Origin of the sequence: Marivibrio sp., assembly GCF_040218065.1 — a bacterium.
Taxonomy (GTDB): Bacteria; Pseudomonadota; Alphaproteobacteria; order UBA8366; family Aestuariispiraceae; genus Marivibrio.
This window is the reverse complement of sequence record NZ_JAVJQE010000013.1, coordinates 542,903-558,870: the sequence shown is the minus strand read 5'-3', so window position 1 is coordinate 558,870 and position 15,968 is coordinate 542,903. Positions and strand designations below refer to the sequence as shown.

Annotated in this window: 14 protein-coding genes; 10 read left to right on the top strand and 4 right to left on the bottom strand. The window is 69.0% G+C overall.

Annotation, left to right across the window (positions count from 1 at the left end):
- Positions 1 to 16: 16 nt before the first annotated feature.
- Together purN and purM are read right to left on the bottom strand one after the other, a co-directional pair.
- Complete coding sequence (gene purN, locus RIB45_RS14515) at positions 17 to 703, bottom strand: phosphoribosylglycinamide formyltransferase (protein WP_350051100.1); 687 nt, start codon at positions 701 to 703, stop codon at positions 17 to 19.
- 10 nt (positions 704 to 713) lie between these two features.
- On the bottom strand, positions 714 to 1,808 hold the full coding sequence (gene purM, locus RIB45_RS14510; protein ID WP_350051099.1) for a phosphoribosylformylglycinamidine cyclo-ligase: 1,095 nt from the start codon (positions 1,806 to 1,808) through the stop codon (positions 714 to 716).
- Between the two features lie 106 nt (positions 1,809 to 1,914).
- Here purM and RIB45_RS14505 point away from each other — a divergent pair, with 106 nt between their 5' ends.
- The 4 genes from RIB45_RS14505 to RIB45_RS14490 all read left to right on the top strand — a co-directional run bounded on the left by RIB45_RS14505 (position 1,915) and on the right by RIB45_RS14490 (position 6,447).
- The gene (locus RIB45_RS14505; RefSeq protein WP_350051098.1) at positions 1,915 to 3,090 is read left to right on the top strand and encodes a DUF2066 domain-containing protein; all 1,176 of its coding nucleotides are present in this window, start codon (positions 1,915 to 1,917) and stop codon (positions 3,088 to 3,090) included.
- Positions 3,087 to 3,779 (top strand): HdaA/DnaA family protein, encoded by a 693-nt coding sequence (locus RIB45_RS14500; RefSeq protein ID WP_350051096.1) that lies wholly within the window; start codon positions 3,087 to 3,089, stop codon positions 3,777 to 3,779. Before RIB45_RS14505 ends, RIB45_RS14500 begins: the two co-directional genes overlap by 4 nt.
- 65 nt (positions 3,780 to 3,844) lie before the next feature.
- The gene (locus RIB45_RS14495; protein WP_350051095.1) at positions 3,845 to 4,624 is read left to right on the top strand and encodes an SDR family oxidoreductase; all 780 of its coding nucleotides are present in this window, start codon (positions 3,845 to 3,847) and stop codon (positions 4,622 to 4,624) included.
- A 242-nt stretch (positions 4,625 to 4,866) separates the two neighbouring features.
- Positions 4,867 to 6,447 (top strand): CYTH and CHAD domain-containing protein, encoded by a 1,581-nt coding sequence (locus RIB45_RS14490; RefSeq protein WP_350051093.1) that lies wholly within the window; start codon positions 4,867 to 4,869, stop codon positions 6,445 to 6,447.
- On the opposite strand, the gene RIB45_RS14485 is transcribed toward RIB45_RS14490, so the two are convergent.
- On the bottom strand, positions 6,422 to 6,952 hold the full coding sequence (locus tag RIB45_RS14485; RefSeq protein WP_350051092.1) for a SixA phosphatase family protein: 531 nt from the start codon (positions 6,950 to 6,952) through the stop codon (positions 6,422 to 6,424). The genes RIB45_RS14490 and RIB45_RS14485 overlap by 26 nt on opposite strands.
- 308 nt (positions 6,953 to 7,260) lie before the next feature.
- Between RIB45_RS14485 and RIB45_RS14480 the strand changes: the two genes are divergently transcribed.
- The 6 genes from RIB45_RS14480 (at position 7,261) to RIB45_RS14455 (ending at position 15,113) form a co-directional block, all read left to right on the top strand.
- Positions 7,261 to 9,459 carry an RNA degradosome polyphosphate kinase gene (locus RIB45_RS14480; RefSeq protein ID WP_502882577.1) on the top strand — a complete coding sequence of 733 codons (2,199 nt, stop codon included), beginning with the start codon at positions 7,261 to 7,263 and terminating at the stop codon, positions 9,457 to 9,459.
- 46 nt (positions 9,460 to 9,505) lie between these two features.
- A complete protein-coding gene (locus RIB45_RS14475; protein ID WP_350051090.1) occupies positions 9,506 to 11,044 on the top strand; it encodes a Ppx/GppA phosphatase family protein in 1,539 nt (512 codons plus the stop codon).
- A gap of 98 nt (positions 11,045 to 11,142) precedes the next feature.
- The gene (locus RIB45_RS14470; protein WP_350051089.1) at positions 11,143 to 12,039 is read left to right on the top strand and encodes a LysR family transcriptional regulator; all 897 of its coding nucleotides are present in this window, start codon (positions 11,143 to 11,145) and stop codon (positions 12,037 to 12,039) included.
- A 96-nt stretch (positions 12,040 to 12,135) separates the two neighbouring features.
- On the top strand, positions 12,136 to 12,783 hold the full coding sequence (gene wrbA, locus RIB45_RS14465; RefSeq protein WP_350051088.1) for an NAD(P)H:quinone oxidoreductase: 648 nt from the start codon (positions 12,136 to 12,138) through the stop codon (positions 12,781 to 12,783).
- A gap of 159 nt (positions 12,784 to 12,942) precedes the next feature.
- Positions 12,943 to 13,866 (top strand): EamA family transporter, encoded by a 924-nt coding sequence (locus tag RIB45_RS14460; RefSeq protein WP_350051087.1) that lies wholly within the window; start codon positions 12,943 to 12,945, stop codon positions 13,864 to 13,866.
- Between the two features lie 38 nt (positions 13,867 to 13,904).
- On the top strand, positions 13,905 to 15,113 hold the full coding sequence (locus tag RIB45_RS14455; protein ID WP_350051085.1) for a pyridoxal-phosphate-dependent aminotransferase family protein: 1,209 nt from the start codon (positions 13,905 to 13,907) through the stop codon (positions 15,111 to 15,113).
- A gap of 5 nt (positions 15,114 to 15,118) precedes the next feature.
- Here the strand turns inward: RIB45_RS14455 and RIB45_RS14450 are convergent, their stop codons facing one another.
- Entirely contained in the window at positions 15,119 to 15,964 is an 846-nt protein-coding gene (locus tag RIB45_RS14450) for a 23S rRNA (adenine(2030)-N(6))-methyltransferase RlmJ (RefSeq protein WP_350051084.1), read from the bottom strand.
- Positions 15,965 to 15,968 lie beyond the last annotated feature (4 nt).

Below are 15,968 nucleotides of genomic sequence, written 5' to 3'. Positions count from 1 at the left end.
ACTCGGTCGTTCGACGTCAGCTCGCGCGGCCGTGAGGGTCGGCGGCGTCGACGCTCTCCCAGCCCAGGCGGAGAGGCCCGGGCGCGCCGTCGATCCGGACATGGTCGTCGACGACCTTCAGTCGCCCGTCGCCCAGAAGTTTCAGCGCCAACGGATAGATCGCATGCTCGCGGGTCAACACGCGCGCGGCCAGGCTGTCGACGTCGTCGCCGGGCTCGACCGGGACTTCCGCCTGCACGACAAGCGGGCCGTCGTCGAGCGCCGGGCGCACGAAATGCACCGTGCAGCCGTGTGTCGCGACCCCGTCGGCGAGCGCGCGGGCGTGGGTGTGCAGCCCTTTATAAGCGGGCAGCAGCGAGGGGTGAATGTTCAGCATCCGGTCGCGCCAGGCCTCCACGAAGCCTTCCGTCAGGACCCGCAGGAAGCCGGCGAGGCAGATCACCTCCACGTCATGCCCGCGCAGCAGTCGATCCAGATCCGCCTCGAACTCCTCGCGCTTGGCGTACGGGCGGTGGTCGAGAACCGCCGTCTCCACGCCGGCGCGCCGCGCTCGCGTCAGGCCGAACGCGTCCTCGTTGTTGGAGACGACGAGGGCGATTTCGGCCGGAAAGCTCGCATCGGCGCACGCGTCCAGCAGCGCCTGAAGATTCGTGCCGCCGCCGGACAGGAGCACGCCGACCCTGAGCTTGCGAGCCTGCGCCATGTCGTGCGGGTCAGCCGTCGATCCCGGCGATCGAGACCGCCGGGCCGTCTTCGCGCGCGACCAATTCGCCGATCCTTACGGGCGACTCGCCCGCTTCGACCAGGGCGGCGCTGACGGCCGCCTCACGCTCCGGCGCGACGGCCAAGACCATGCCGACGCCGCAGTTGAAGGTGCGGTGCATCTCGTGCGCGTCGACGCGACCGACTTCGGCGAGCCATTGAAAGACCGGCGGTTCGTTCCAACTCCGCTCGAGCCGACAGGACAGCGTCGCCCCGGTTACTCGCGGCAGGTTCTCGTAAAACCCGCCGCCGGTGATATGGCACAGCGAATGGACCCCGCCGGCGCGGATCGCGGCGAGGCAGCTTTGAATGTAAAGCCGCGTCGGCGTCAGCAAGGCGGCGCCCAGGCTCGTCTCCGGTTGGAACGGGGCCGAGTCGTCGAGCGCGAGACCGCTGCGCTCTACGATCCGGCGGATCAAGCTGTAGCCGTTGGAGTGCGGGCCGGAGGAGGGCAGGCCGATCAGCACGTCGCCTTCGGCCGTCTTCGAGCCGTCGAGCAACTGGTCCCGCTCCACCGCACCGACGGCGAAGCCGGCCAAATCGTAATGACCGTCGGCGTACATGCCCGGCATCTCGGCGGTCTCGCCGCCGATCAGCGCGCAGCCGGCCTCCTTGCAGCCGCCGGCGATGCCCTCGACCACTGCGGCGGCCGTATCGACGGCCAGGCGGCCGGTTGCGAAATAGTCCAGGAAGAACAGCGGCTCGGCGCCTTGGACGACCAGATCGTTGACGCACATGGCGACCAGGTCGATCCCGACCGTATCATGCTTGTCCGCCTCGATCGCGAGCTTCAGCTTGGTGCCGACTCCGTCGGTCCCCGCAACCAGGATCGGATCCTGATAGCCCGCCGCCTTCGGATCGAACAGCGCGCCGAATCCCCCGAGCGCGCCGTCCGCGCCGGCGCGCCGCGTCATCCTGGCGAATGGCTTGATCCGGTCGACCAGCGCATTGCCGGCGTCGATGTCGACGCCCGCGTCGGCGTAGGTCAGGCGCCCGGCGCCGGCGTCGTTGGGCTTGTTCGAAGCGGATCGGTCGTTAGGGTCCACTCTGGCGTCCTCGCCGGGCGGCGCGCTATAAATGGCGCGGGTCTGAAGGGGTGGGGACGTCCCGTCCCGAGTTCCGCGGACCATAGTGAATAGGGAGCGTTTTGCAATGCTGCTGGTAGGGCTGACGACGCATCGGCTATGGCGGACCTTCCGCAGGTGCGCGACGTGCGCCGCGCTGGCGCTGAGCGTCGTCGGCGCGTCGGCCGCCCTGGCGCAGGACGCCGGCGTCTACACCGTCGCCGGCGTCGAGGTCGACGCCACCGGCGAGAACGATGTGGCCGCGAAGGAGGCCGGCGTCGCCGAAGCCAAGCGCACCGCCTTCCGTCGGTTGTTCGAACGCTTGACGATCGAACGCGACGCAGATCGGCTCCCGCAGATCGAACCCGACCGGCTTGAAAGGCTGATCCGCGACGTGACGTTCGAGGAGGAGAAGTTCGGCGGCGGGCGCTATCTGGCCGAACTGACCGTGCGTTTTCAGGAGGACGCGGTGAGCCGTCTGATGCAGCGCGACGGGATCGCCTACGCGAAAACCCGCTCGCGCCCGTTGGTGGTGGCGCCGGTCTACGAGCCGTCGGGCGGCGCGCCGACGCTGTGGAGCGGGGCCAATCCCTGGCTTGACGCGTGGCTGGCCGAAGCGGCGCCGGGCGGCCTGGTTCCGGTGATCGCGCCGCTCGGCGACCTGGGCGATATCGGGGCGATCGACGCGCAGGGCGCGCTCGCCGGCGACTCTGAGGCCTTGGCGGCGTTGGCCGCGCGCTACGGCGCCGGCGGCGCGGTCGTCGCGCATGCGCGTGAGGGGGCGGGCGCCGGACTGTCGATTTCAATCGCCGTGTCGGCGCCGGGATGGCCCCCGGTCTCGACCGTAATCGGCGTCGACCCGCCGCCCGCCGAAAGCCTTGAGGCGCGCGCAAAAGAGGGCGAAGAGCCGCCCGACGTTGAGGAGGCGACGCGCGCTGATGCGGTCGCGCGCGTCGTCGACGTGCTGGAAGAGGCGTGGACCCGCGAGAATCTGCTGCGCTACGACCTGGGCGGCACCGTGCTTGCGATGACGGCGCCGATCGCCGGCCTTGACGATCTGGTCGCGGTCGAACGCGCGCTGGAGGGCGCGCCGCCCGTGCGCAGCGCGACCTTGATCCGCACCACGATCACCGAGGCGGCCTTCGACGTCGAGTATGTCGGGGACATCTATCAGCTGCAGACGGCCTTGTTGCAGCGCGGCCTGACCATCGCGCTGTCCGAGGACGCCGCCAGTTGGACCCTGCGCCGCACCGACGCGCAATGAGCGCGAAGCCCGCCAGACCCGAACAACTGCCCCTCGCTCTTCCGCACCGCCCTGCGCGCGGGCGCGAGGACTTTTTGGTTGCGCCCTGCAACGAGGCGGCGGTCGCCTGGATCGACCGATGGCCCGACTGGCCGGCCCCGGCGCTGACGCTTTACGGACCGGAAGGCTCCGGCAAGACGCACCTGCTGCACGTCTGGGCCGAGGCGGCGGGCGCGCCCGTCTGGTCGGCCGCCGATCTGCGGGTCGAGGGATTGGACGAACGCCTCGGCGCGCGGCGCTGGGTCGCCGTCGACGCAGCTGATGCGGCGGCGGAGCCGGACGCGCTGTTTCACCTGTTCAACATGTTGCGCGAGCGCTCTGGCGCGATGCTGGCGGGCGCGCGCGTCGCGCCGGCGCGCTGGACGATGGGGACGGCGGATCTGCGCTCGCGCCTGGCGGCGGCGCCGTCGGTCGCCCTCGGGACGCCGGACGACGCGCTGTTGGGCGCGGTGTTGATGAAGCTGTTCGCCGATCGTCAATTGCCCGTCGCGCCTGAGTTGATCGAGTATCTGAGCGCCCGCATGCCGCGGACGTTTGAGGCCGCGTTGTCGCTGGTCGACCGCTTGGACCGGATGGCGTTGGCCGAACGCAAGGGCCTCACGTTGCCGCTGGCGCGCCGCGCGTTGGAGAGCTTGGACGAGAGCGAATGAGCGGCGGATGAGCGGCCGCTTGCGCCGCATGGCATGGGAAAATCGGAACAGGAGGACGCGAGACAATGGATCTGGGACTGAACGGCCGCACGGCGATCGTCTGCGCGGCGTCGAAGGGTTTGGGGCGGGCCTGCGCCGAGGCGCTGGCGGCGGAAGGCGTCGATCTGGTGATCAACGCGCGCACCGCCGAGACGCTGGAGAAGACCGCCGAGGAGATCGCCGCCGCGCACGGCGTGAAGGTGACGCCCGTCGCCTGCGACGTGACCGCCGCCGAGGGCCGCGAGCAGGTGCTGGCCGCCTGTCCCGCACCGGATATTCTGATCAACAACGCCGGCGGTCCGCCGCCCGGCGACTTCCGCGATTGGGATCGGGAGGATTGGGTCAAGGCGGTCGACGCAAATATGCTGACCCCGATTCTCCTGATCAAAGCCGTCGTCGACGGCATGATGGAGCGTCGCTTCGGTCGGATCGTCAACATCACCTCGGCGGCGGTGAAGGCGCCGATCCCGATATTGGGTCTCTCGAACGGCGCGCGGGCGGGCCTGACCGGCTTCATCGCCGGGCTGAGCCGCGAGACGGTGCGCTGCAACGTCACCATCAACGGCCTGCTGCCCGGGCCGTTTGACACTGACCGGCTGAAAGGAACGCTCAAGGCGCGTGCGGAGAAGGAAGGCCGGTCGGTGGAGGACGTCCGCGCAGAGGTCAGCGCCACCAATCCGGCCGGCCGAGTAGGCGATCCGGCCGAGTTCGGTCAGGCCTGCGCTTGGCTGTGCGGCGCGCAGTCCGGCTTCATCACCGGTCAGAACATCCTGTTGGACGGCGGCGCGTTTCCGGGGACGCTTTAGGGCGACCGCCCCTGAATCTCGAAAAAGCCTGTCAGCCCGGTCGGCCGTCAGGTCGACCCGGGATATCCCGGGCCATGCACATGCGCCGAGATCCCGACTCTCCGTGTCGCTTCGGCTGGGATGACATGGTGCGGCCGGTCGCCCTCGAAGCTGGTCGCGGAAAGGTTTCAACCGCGTGAATTTTTCGTGACGCCGGCTTTTCCGTTTGATTGCAGGCGCGCGACCTTCCTATCAAAAGGGGTATGAGCGAGCAGGAAATTGAATTGAAGCTGGTGTTGGGCGCGCGCGCCGCCGCTAAATTGCGTCGCGATCCGCAGCTGCACCGGCTGAAGCGCGGGCGCGCGGCGAACCGGCGGTTGATTGCGGTGTATTTCGATACCGACGATCTGGCCCTGAAAGACGCCGGCGTGGCCCTACGCCTGCGCCAGGAGGGGCGCCGGCGCGTGCAGACCGTGAAAGCCCCGGCGGGGCCGGCGGGCGGAGTTCAGACGCGCGTCGAGGTGAACGCCCCGATCGCCGGCGACGCGCCGGATCTGGACCTGATCAGCGATGACGGCGTTCGCACGCGCGTGCGTAAGGCCTGCGCCGAGCGATCGCTGCGGCCGGTCTTCTCCACCGACGTCAAGCGCACGCTCTGGATGATCGAGTGGGGTGATAGCCTGATCGAACTCGCGCTCGACCACGGCGAGATCCGCAGCGACGGGGCGTCCGCGCCGGAGACGATCTGCGAGGCTGAGTTGGAGCTAAAAGGCGGCTCGCCCGCCGATCTCCTCGCCTTCGCCCATGATCTGCGCGAACGCGTCCGCTTCTCGGTCGGCGCGGCCAGCAAGGCCGCGCGCGGCTACGCGCTCTTTCTCGGCGCGCCGACCCCGCCCAAGAAGGCCGGCTCTCCCGACCTCGATCCGACGATGAGCGCGCGCCAGGCGTTGGCGACGATTCTGTCAGGCGGCGCGGCGCAGCTGCTGGCGAACGAGCCGGTGGTGCGCCGGGGCGAGGATTCGGAGGGCGTGCACCAGGCGCGCGTCGCAGTGCGCCGGACCCGCGCCGCGCTCAGCGCCTTCAAGCCGATCATCGAGGACGCGCACCGCAAGCCGCTCGCGAAGCGGCTGCGTTGGATGCAGGGGGCGCTCGGCCCGGCCCGCGACTGGGACGTCTTTCTGGAGGAGACGCTCGCCCCGCTGCTGCGGGAGCGCCCGGGCGGCCCTGGGCTTGAGGCGCTTCAGGCGATCGAGGCGCAGGCGCGCAAGCGCCGAAAGGCGGGTTACAAGCAGGCGGTGAAGGCGTTCGAGAAAAAACGCTGCCAGCGCCTGATCCTCGATCTGGACGGCTGGGCCTTCACCGACAATCCGAAGGCGCACGCGGTCGCGATCGGGCGTTTCGCCGCCGAGTTGCTGGACGCGCGCCATGCCAGGATCCTCGTCGACGCCAAGGGCGATCCGTCAGCGCTGCCCGTCGAGGAGCAGCACCAGCTTCGCATCGAGATCAAGAACCTGCGCTACGCCTTGGAGTTCTTTCAAAGCCTCTATCCGGCGGAGTCCCGCAAGCCGATGCTGAAGGCGGCGAAGAAGCTTCAGGACTGCCTGGGCGGCCTGAATGACGCGGCCGTTGCGCACGGCCTCTTGCAGGAGCTCGCCGGCGCAGATGATCCGCGTGAGGGGCTCGACGCGGAGGCGGTCGACCGGATCGAGGGATTTCAGGCCGCGCGGGTCGAAGCGGGCCTCGCCAAGCTGGCGGCCTGTTGGGAGACGTTCCAAGCGGCGCCGGCCTTCTGGCGCGACGACGCGCGCGAAGGCGGCGTCAGGTCAGCTCTTTCGGCCGAATGAAATGGGTGAGCAGGCCGGACTGCGCCGTCAGCCCCGTCCATCCCTGATCCGCATCGAAGGTCAGGACGGCGAGCGCGGCGGTCGGGAACTTCTCCGCCAACGCGGCGCGGTCGGCCTCCACGCCGCGGCCCGTCAGATGCAGCGCGAGGTCCTGCATCGCCGGGTTATGCCCGATCAGCAGCACGCGCGCGGGCGCCGGCGTCTCGCGGTCGAGGGCCGCGAGCTGCGCCAGCAGATCGCCTTCGTCGTCGGCCTCGTAGACGCCGCGCGTCAGGCGCGCCTCCGCGTCGCCGCCCAGATGCGGCAGCACGAGGGCCAGCGTCTCGCGGGTGCGTTGGGCGCTGGAGCACAGAATGAAGTCAGGCTCGAACCCGGCGCCGGCCATGAACGCCCCGATCTTGGGCGCGGCCTTTTCACCGCGCGGGGCCAGCGGCCGTTCGAAGTCGCTCAAACCCGTGTCGGTCCAACTGGATTTGGCGTGGCGGAGCAGGAAGAGCGTGAGCATGGGCGGCGCGTCTCGCGTCGAAAATCGAGGGCGGGGGCGGACCCCGGCGGGGAAGGCGTGTTAGACTGTGTGCATCAAGCTGTCACACATCGGCTTTACCTAAAGGCCCGTCAACCTTAAGCATAGCCGGATCGGGAGACGAAATCGTGACGTCCAGCGACAGCCCCATCGACGCCGCCGACGGCGCCGCCCAGAGCGCCGGGGTCTCCGCCGACCCGGAGGAGAAGGCCGTGCGCGCCGCCCATCGGCCGCCGCCCGCCGGCGCGGCGGACGGGCCGGTTCCGGCTCCCGGCGAGGTCGTCGAGCAGATCGAAGAGGCCGGACGCACGGTCAAGTCCGTTCAGGAGTTCGGCCCCAAGCGGTTCATCAACCGGGAGCTCAGCTGGCTCGCCTTCAACACGCGCGTGTTGGAGGAGGCGATGAACGCCCAGCATCCGCTGCTGGAACGCCTGCGTTTCCTGTCGATTTCGGCGAGCAATCTCGACGAGTTCTATATGGTCCGCGCCGCCGGTCTGAAGGGGCAGGTCGCCGCCGGCATCTCCACCCCCAGCCAGGACGGCCTGACCCCGGCCCAGCAACTGGCCGCCATCGCCGAAGAGGCCGGGCGGGTGATGAACCAGCAGCAGGAGATCTGGCGCGTCCTGACCAAGGAACTGGCCAAGAAGGGCGTTCAGATCCTGGAGGCCGACGACCTGACGAGCCGGGAGCGCACATGGCTCGACGGCTGGTTCCTTGAACAGATCTTCCCGGCGCTGACGCCGCTCGCGGTGGATCCGGCGCACCCGTTCCCGTTCATCCCGAACAAGGGGCTGGTGCTGGCGCTGGAGCTGTTGCGACCCGACGACGAAAAGCACATGAACGGCTTGTTGCCGATCCCGAGCAATCTGGATCGGTTCGTGCGCCTGCCCGGTCAGAAGATCCGCTTCATTTCGTTGGAAAAGGTGATCGGCCTCTACCTCGATCGGCTGTTTCCCGGCTTCGAGGTGGTGGGCAAGGGCATGTTCCGGGTGATCCGAGACAGCGACGTCGAGATCGACGAAGAGGCCGAGGATCTGGTCCGCACCTTCGAAAGCATGCTGCGCCGGCGCCGGCGCGGGCACGTCATCCGGCTGAAGATCGAAGCGGCGATGCCGGAGGATCTGCGCGACTTTGTGGTCGATCAGCTGGACGCCGACGCGGAGGACGTCTTCGCGTTGGACGGCATCCTCGGCCTGTCGGACGCCAGTCAGCTGATCGTCGACGAACGGCGTGACCTGCTGTTCGAGCCCTTCAACGCCCGCTTTCCGGAGCGCATCCGCGACTATGGCGGCGACTGCTTCGCGGCGATCCGGGCGAAGGACATCATCGTCCACCACCCTTATGAGAGTTTCGACGTGGTCGTCCAGTTCCTGCGCCAGGCGGCGCAGGACCCGGCGGTCATCGCGATCAAGCAAACCCTCTACCGCACCAGCAAGGACAGCCCGATCATCGCGGCGCTGAGCGAAGCGGCGGAGAACGGCAAATCCGTCACCGCGCTGGTCGAGCTGAAGGCGCGCTTCGACGAGGCGGCGAACATCCGCTGGGCGCGCGATCTGGAGCGCGCGGGCGTGCAGGTGGTCTACGGCTTCGTCGACCTGAAAACCCACGCCAAGGTCTCGATGGTGGTGCGGCGCGAGGGCTCGGGCCTGCGCACCTACGTCCATTACGGCACCGGCAACTATCACCCGATCACCGCCAAGATCTACACCGACCTCAGCTATTTCACCTGCGATCCGGCGCTGGGGCGCGACGCAGCGCGCACCTTCAACTACATGACCGGCTACGCCACGCCGGAGGAGATGGAGCGGCTGTCGCTCGCGCCGCTCACCTTGCGCAAGCGTCTGCTCGACGGCATCAAGGCCGAGATCGAGCACGCCAAGGCCGGCCGACCCGCGCAGATCTGGGTTAAGGTCAACAACGTGGTCGACGGCGACCTGATCGACGCGCTGTACGAAGCGGGCCGCGCCGGCGTGCAGATCGATCTGGTGGTGCGCGGCATCTGCTGCCTGCGCGCCGGGATCGAGGGGTTGAGCGAGAACATTCGGGTCAAGAGCGTCGTCGGCCGGTTCCTGGAGCACAGCCGCATCGTCTGCTTCGGGCGCGGTCACGGTCTGCCCTCGCTGGATGCGGAGGTCTTCATCTCCTCGGCCGATTGGATGCCGCGGAACCTCGACCGGCGGGTCGAGTCGTTGGTGCCGATCCAAAACCAGACCGTGAAGCGCCAGATCCTGGAGCAGGTGATGTACGCCAACCTCAATGACGAGGCGCAAACCTGGGATCTGGAGCCGACCGGCGAATACGAACGCCACGAGCCCGTCGGCAAGGGCTTCAACTGCCACGTCTTCTTCATGACCAATCCCAGCCTGTCCGGCCGCGGCAAGGCCATCCGCCGGGCGCGCAAGGCGAGCAAGGCCGTCGGCGCCAAGAAGGGGGCGGCCAAGGCCGCCGCCGGGCGCAAGCGCAAAGCCCCGGCGGCGAAGTCCGGCTGATCGCCTCGCCGTCCCGTCCCGTCTAAAGCGAGCAGTTTGCCCTACGATGAGCATCACCGCCCCATCGGCCAGCGATTCCCGAGACCGTCTCAAGGCGCCCAAGGCGCCGCCGTCCGCGGTGGTCGATATCGGGTCGAACTCGATCCGGCTCGTGGTCTATGAAAGCTCCGATCGGGCGCCCCTGCCGGTCTTCAACGAAAAGCTGCTCTGCGGGCTCGGCCGCGATCTGGACGCCACCGGCCGGCTGGACGGGCAAGGGGTCGAGCGCGCGCTGGAGGCGCTGCCGCGCTTCATGGACGTGGTTCGCGCGATGGGCGTGGGCAGGGTCGATCTGCTGGCGACCGCAGCGGTGCGTGAGGCGGCCAACGGCCAGGACTTCGTCGATCGGGCGCGCACGATCTGCGGGCACGACGTGGAGGTGCTCTCGGGCGAGGAGGAGGCGCGGCTTTCCGGTCTCGGCGTCCTCTCCGGAACGCCGGAGGCGGACGGCGTGATGGGCGATCTGGGCGGCGGCAGCGTGGAGCTGGTCGAACTCGGCGGGGGCGCGGGCGGGGGCGGCGAGACGGGCGCGCAGGCGACGCTGCCCCTCGGCCCGCTCAGGCTCGACGCCAAGCTCGTCGCCAAGCCCGCCAAGGCGAAGGAGCTGATCGACAAGCGCTTGCGCGACGTCTCCTGGCTCCCCAAGGCTAAGGGCAAGACCTTCTACGTCGTCGGCGGAGCCTGGCGCAGCTTCGCGCGCCTGCATATGGAGCAGGAGCGCTATCCGCTGCACATCATCCACCACTACCGCATCCGCGCGGAAGAGGCGGCGGAGTTTTCCGACTTCATCGCCAAGCTCTCGCCCGGCACGCTGCAGAAGATCCCCGGCGTCAGCAAGCGACGGATCGAGACCCTGCCCTACGCATCGATGCTGCTCAACCGCGTGATCGCGGCGATGCAGCCCAAGGACGTCGTGTTCTCCGCCCACGGCCTGCGCGAGGGCTGCCTGTTCGAGCGTCTCTCGCCGGCCGAACGCGCGCAGGATCCGCTGCTGACCGCCTGCCGGCACATCGTCCATCACGAACGCGCGCTGGTCGTCGGCGGCGAGGATCTTTTCTCCTGGATCGCCGCCCTGTTCGAGGACGAGAGCGCGGAACAGCGCCGACTGCGGCACGCCGCCTGCCTGCTCTCCGATCTGGCGCGGTGGGAGCACCCGGACTATCGCGCGGAACATGCGCTGATGCGCGTCATGCGCCTGCCGGTCGTCGGTCTCGACCATCCGGGCCGGGCCTTCATCGCGGTGGCCGTCGCCGCGCGGCACAGTCAGCCGGACGGCGACAGCCCGCAGATGGAGACCGTGCGCGCCCTGCTGCCGGGCGAGGAGATCGAGCGGGCGCGGGCCATCGGCCTCGCGATGCGTCTCGCCTACACGCTCTCGGGCGGGATCACGCGCCAGCTCAGCCGCTTCGAGCTCGCCCGCGCGGACGGCCTGATCCGCCTTCACGTTCCGGCCGACCAGCGCCACATGGCCGGCGAAGTCGTCGAGCGCCGCCTCGCCACGCTCGCCAAGGCGCTGGGCGCGGAGTCGGAGGTGGTGCGGGGGTGAGGCCGGGCGGGCGGGGCCGTATGCGTCCCGCCCCTTCAACATCACCTCCAATCTATCGCGACATTTCCTTGGGGGCGGGATCGTGCTTTGAATCGATCATGGACAAGCTGTCGGTCATGAACGCTTTCTGCCGCATCGTCGAACGCGGCAGCTTTGCGCGGGCCGCCGACGATCTCGGCGTCTCGCCGGCTTTGTTGAGCCGAGAGGTGAAGCTTCTTGAGGAAAGCCTAGGGGCGAGCCTACTCTCCCGCAGCACACGCAGCATGGCGCTCACCGAAAGCGGTCGGGTCTTCTACGACGAGGCGCTTCGGATCGTGTCCGCGGTCGGTCAGGTGGAGGACCGTATCCGCAAAGGCGCCGGCGAGGTCGGCGGGCATCTGAAGATCAACGCGCCGAGTTCCTTCGGACAGACGGCTATCGCTCCCTTGCTGCCCGGCTTCCTGCGCGCGCATCCCAAACTGCGGCTGACCCTGTCGCTCGACGACAGGGTCGTCGATATGATCGAAGGGGGTTTCGATCTCTCCATCCGCATCCGACCGACGATGCCGGATTCGACGCTGATCGCGCGGAAGATCGGAATCGTTCGACAGCGCATCTTCGCATCGCCCGACTATGCAGCCCGGAACGGGACGCCGGAAAGGCCTGAAGCGCTTGCTAGCCATCCGATCATCGGCTTTCTCCTCGCCGACCATCTAACGCAGTGGTCGCTTATCGGCCCGGGAGGCGTTATCGACATGACGCTGGATCCGGCGGTGCGCGTTGGAAACAGTCTCGTGCTTCGCGACCTCCTCGTCGCGGGGGAGGGGATCGGGACCTTGCCCGACTTTATTTCCAGGGCCGAAGAGGCGAAGGGGACGTTGGTTCGCGTCTTGCCCGATTACGAGCTTCCGGCGCCGTCGATCTTCGCGGTGACGGGCTCGCGTGTCGGACTGGAAGCGCGGGCGTCCGCTTTTATCGATCATCTCCGGGACGGCTTGCAGCGCGGTCATTCGTGAGCCCGCGTAAAGAGTGATCTCAGAGCGCGTCGGTTAATCCGGCGCGCGCCATGACCCATCCTGCCGACGGTTCAATCACAACCCGGCGAGGATCTCATGACCCGCATTCTTGTTCTCTACTATTCGAGCTACGGCCATGTTCGCGCGTTGGCGCAAGCGGAGGCCGAAGGGGCTCGCAGCGTGACCGGCGTCGCTGTCGATCTGCGCCGCGTCCCGGAAACGGTCCCGGCGGCTGTCCGCGAGCGGGCGGGTTACGCGCCCGACGATACGCCGGAGGCGTCGCCGACGGATCTCGCAGACTATGACGGATTTCTCTTCGGCACGCCCACGCGTTTCGGAATGATGGCCGCCCAGATGAAACAGTTCATCGACGAGGCCGGCGGGCTGTGGGCGCGCAATGCGTTGGTCGGCAAGGTCGCCGGGGTCTTTGCGTCCACCGGCTCCCAACATGGCGGCCATGAGGCGACGCTGCTCTCCACCCAGATTCCGCTCCAGCATTTCGGCATGCTCATAGTCGGCCTGCCCTACAGCTTCGCCGGCCAGACCGCCTCGCAGGGCGTCGTAGGCGGCGCGCCCTATGGCGCGGGGACGATTGCGGGCGCGGACGGGTCCTTGCGGCCGACCGAGACAGATATCGCCGGCGCCCGTTTTCAAGGCGCCCTCGTCGCCGGCTTGGCCGCGCGCCTGACCGCAGGAAACCGTTTCTTCCGACAGAGTGAAGAGGCGCTCTCATGCGCCTCCTGAATCGGCTCGCGGCCTTGCTCCAGGCGACAATGCGTCGTCGTGAGCTGATGCGTCCCGTTCCGCCCTGTCTGAGGCGCGACCTCGGTCTGGCGCCCCCGCCCGATATCCGTCGCACGCCCGCAGCGCTCCGGTGGTGAGCGCGCTTCCGGAGATCCGACCATGACCCGACCCGCCGATCTTCTGATCACGGCGCTGGCCCCCGCCGTTTGGGGCAGCACCTATCTGGTAACAACCGAATTCCTGCCCGAGGGGTATCCGATCACTCTGGCCGTCCTGCGCGCGTTGCCGGCCGGTCTTCTGCTCCTCGCCATAACCCGTCGTTTCCCGCCGCGCGCTTGGATAGGGCGCGTCTTTCTGCTGGGCGTGCTGAACTTCGCTGCGTTCTGGACGCTTCTCTTCGTCGCGGCGCAGCGTCTGCCGGGCGGCGTGGCCGCGACGGTGATCTCGCTTCAGGCGTTGCTGGCGATCGGCATGGCGTGGGGATGGCTCGGGACGCCGGTACGGCCCGTTTCTGTCGTCGCCGCGTTGGCGGGCGTCGGCGGCGTGGGCCTCTTACTGTTGGGACCCGGCGCTGCGCTCGATCCGCTAGGGCTTGCAGCGGCTTTGGGGGCGGCCGCGGCGATGGCCGCGGGCACGGTGCTCAGCCGAAAATGGCGCCCCCCGGTCTCGGCGCTGAGCTTCACCGCGTGGCAGCTCACCGCCGGCGGCCTTGCGCTGCTCCCGCTCGCCTTCTTCGCCGAACCCAAACCGCCGGCGCTCGATATGGTCCATTTGGGCGGTCTTCTATGGCTTGGGCTAGTCGGTGCGGCTGCGACCTATTGGATCTGGTTCAGAGGGGTCGAGCGGATCGAACCGGCGGCGGTTTCTATGTTGGGGATGATGAGTCCGGTGACGGCGGTGGCCCTCGGATGGATCTGGCTTGGCCAATCCATGACGCCGATCCAAGGGGTGGGCGCCGCGGTCGCACTTGGCGCTGTGTGGGTTAGCCAGGCGGCGTATCAGACGCCGAGGCGGTTGGCGTCCTCGGAACCTCCGCCTCCGCGCTCTTGCCGATTGACCCCCCGGCGGTGGGGCGTAAGTTGAGCCTGTCCGCGCGTTGTCATTCGAAGAAGGAAGCGGTCATGACCACCGTCAGACGGGGGCGGGATTTCCTGATGGTTCCGGGGCCGACGCCGGTGCCGGAGCGCATCCTGAACGCGATGCACCGCCAGCCGGTCGATTTCTCCGGCCCCGATTTCGTCGCCCTGTGCGATCGGCTGTTCGAGGAGGTGAAGCAGGTCTTCGAGACCGAGCACGCAGTCTTCCTCTACACCGCCAACGGCCACGGCGCGTGGGAGGCGGCGCTGGCCAACACGCTCTCTCCGGGCGATGCGGTGCTGATCCCGGAGGTGGGGCAGTTCTCGGAAGGCTGGCGCGACATGGCGCAGGCGCTGGGAGTCGAGGCTCGCACCATCCCCAATGACTGGCGGCGCCCGATCGACCCGAACAGGGTCGAGGAGGCGCTGCGCGCCGACGCCGACGGCGCGATCAAGGCGGTGCTGATGGTCCACACCGACACCGCCGCCTCCGTCACCAGCGACGTCGCGGCCGTGCGCCGGGCGATCGACGCGTCCGGCCGCGATCCTCTGTTCATGGTCGATACGATCGCCTCACTGGGGACGACCGAGTATCGCATGGACGCCTGGGGCGTCGACGTGACCGTCGCCGCCTCGCAGAAGGGGCTGATGCTGCCGCCGGGCCTCGCCATGGTGGCGGCGAACGAGAAGGCGAAGCGCGTCGGGCTGCAGGCCAAGACGCCGCGGCGCTACTGGGATTGGATCGAGCGCGAGAAGGGCCAGCACTATCAGCGCTTCTGCGGCACTGCGCCGGAATTGATGATCTTCGGCCTGGACGAGGCGCTGGCCATGCTGCGCGAGGAGACGCTGGCCGGCGCGGTTCAGCGCCACGGCCGCCTCGCCCGCGCGGTGCGCGCGGCGGTCGAGGCGTGGAGCGCGGGCGGCGTCCTGTCCTTCAACGCGCTGGAGCCGGCGAGCCGCGCCGACAGCGTCACCACCGTGCTGGTCCCCGAAGGCTTCGACCCCGAAAGCGTCCGGCGCCTGGCGCGCGAGAGTTTCGGGGTCTCGATTTCCGGCGGGCTGGGGCGCTTCCAGGGCAAGGCGTTTCGCATCGGCCATATGGGCGACATCAACGAGCCGATGGTCCTGGGCGGCCTCGCCGCGCTGGAGACGGCGATGCGCCGCCTCGGCGTCTCGATCGGCTCCGGCGCGCTCGACGCGGCGATCGAAAGCCTGGCGCAGGACCCGTTGGAGAGCGTCCGCGCGGCGGAGTAGGCTCCTTACGCGGGCGCGGCCAGCCAGCGTACGCGCGCATCCGCCCCGTCGCCGGCGGCGAGCGTCGCCGCCAGCCAGGGCAGACCCGCTTCGATCGTCTCCACCAGACCATAGGGCGGGTTGAGCAGCGTGAGGCCGCAGGCCGTCAGCGGGCCGTCGGCCGTCGGCGCGGCGACCGCGAGCTCGATCTGCGCCAGCCCGCCCTTGGGCCGCGGCAGGGCCGCCAGATAGGCGTCGACCGCCGCGCGGTCCTTGATCGGATGCCACAGCGCGAAGACGCCGTTCGCGAAATGCTTGACCCCCAGCGCCGCGGCGCGGCCCAGGCGCTCGAACTCGTCGCGCCGCTCGAACGGCGGGTCGATCAGGACGAGACCGCGGCGCTCCGTCGGCGGCAGCATCGAGGGCACGGCCGCGTAGCCGTCGCCCAGATGGTGTTTGGCGTTGGGGAAGGGGGCCAGCGTCTCGGCCAGCGTCGCGCCTTCGCCCGCCTCCAGATCGCAGGCGATCAGCCGGTCTTCGGGGCGCAGGCGCGCGGCGATCAGATAGGGGGAGCCGGGATACCAGCGCAAGGCCGGCTCGCCCTCGTTCAACGCGCGGACGGCGTCCAGATAGGGCTGCAGGCTTTCGGGCGCGTCCGCCGCCGCGGTGAGCAGGCGCCCGATCCCGCCGTCGGCCTCGCCGGTGCGGCCCGACGGCTCGCGCGCCAGATCGTAGAAGCCGGCCCCGGCGTGCGTGTCGAGCGCGAAGAAGGGTTTCGCCTTCGCCGTCAGCCGCTCGAGGGTGGCGAGCAGCGCCCAATGCTTGAGCGCATCGGCGAAGTTGCCGGCGTGATAGGCGTGGCGGTAGTTCATGGCG

Coding starts and splice junctions, on each gene's coding strand:
- purN (WP_350051100.1), bottom strand. CDS start 703: ATGGCGCAGGCTCGCAAGCTCAGGGTCGGCGTGCTCCTGTCCGGCGGC.
- RIB45_RS14505 (WP_350051098.1), top strand. CDS start 1,915: ATGCTGCTGGTAGGGCTGACGACGCATCGGCTATGGCGGACCTTCCGC.
- RIB45_RS14500 (WP_350051096.1), top strand. CDS start 3,087: ATGAGCGCGAAGCCCGCCAGACCCGAACAACTGCCCCTCGCTCTTCCG.
- RIB45_RS14495 (WP_350051095.1), top strand. CDS start 3,845: ATGGATCTGGGACTGAACGGCCGCACGGCGATCGTCTGCGCGGCGTCG.
- RIB45_RS14490 (WP_350051093.1), top strand. CDS start 4,867: ATGAGCGAGCAGGAAATTGAATTGAAGCTGGTGTTGGGCGCGCGCGCC.
- RIB45_RS14485 (WP_350051092.1), bottom strand. CDS start 6,952: ATGCTCACGCTCTTCCTGCTCCGCCACGCCAAATCCAGTTGGACCGAC.
- RIB45_RS14475 (WP_350051090.1), top strand. CDS start 9,506: ATGAGCATCACCGCCCCATCGGCCAGCGATTCCCGAGACCGTCTCAAG.
- RIB45_RS14470 (WP_350051089.1), top strand. CDS start 11,143: ATGGACAAGCTGTCGGTCATGAACGCTTTCTGCCGCATCGTCGAACGC.
- wrbA (WP_350051088.1), top strand. CDS start 12,136: ATGACCCGCATTCTTGTTCTCTACTATTCGAGCTACGGCCATGTTCGC.
- RIB45_RS14460 (WP_350051087.1), top strand. CDS start 12,943: ATGACCCGACCCGCCGATCTTCTGATCACGGCGCTGGCCCCCGCCGTT.
- RIB45_RS14455 (WP_350051085.1), top strand. CDS start 13,905: ATGACCACCGTCAGACGGGGGCGGGATTTCCTGATGGTTCCGGGGCCG.
- RIB45_RS14450 (WP_350051084.1), bottom strand. CDS start 15,964: ATGAACTACCGCCACGCCTATCACGCCGGCAACTTCGCCGATGCGCTC.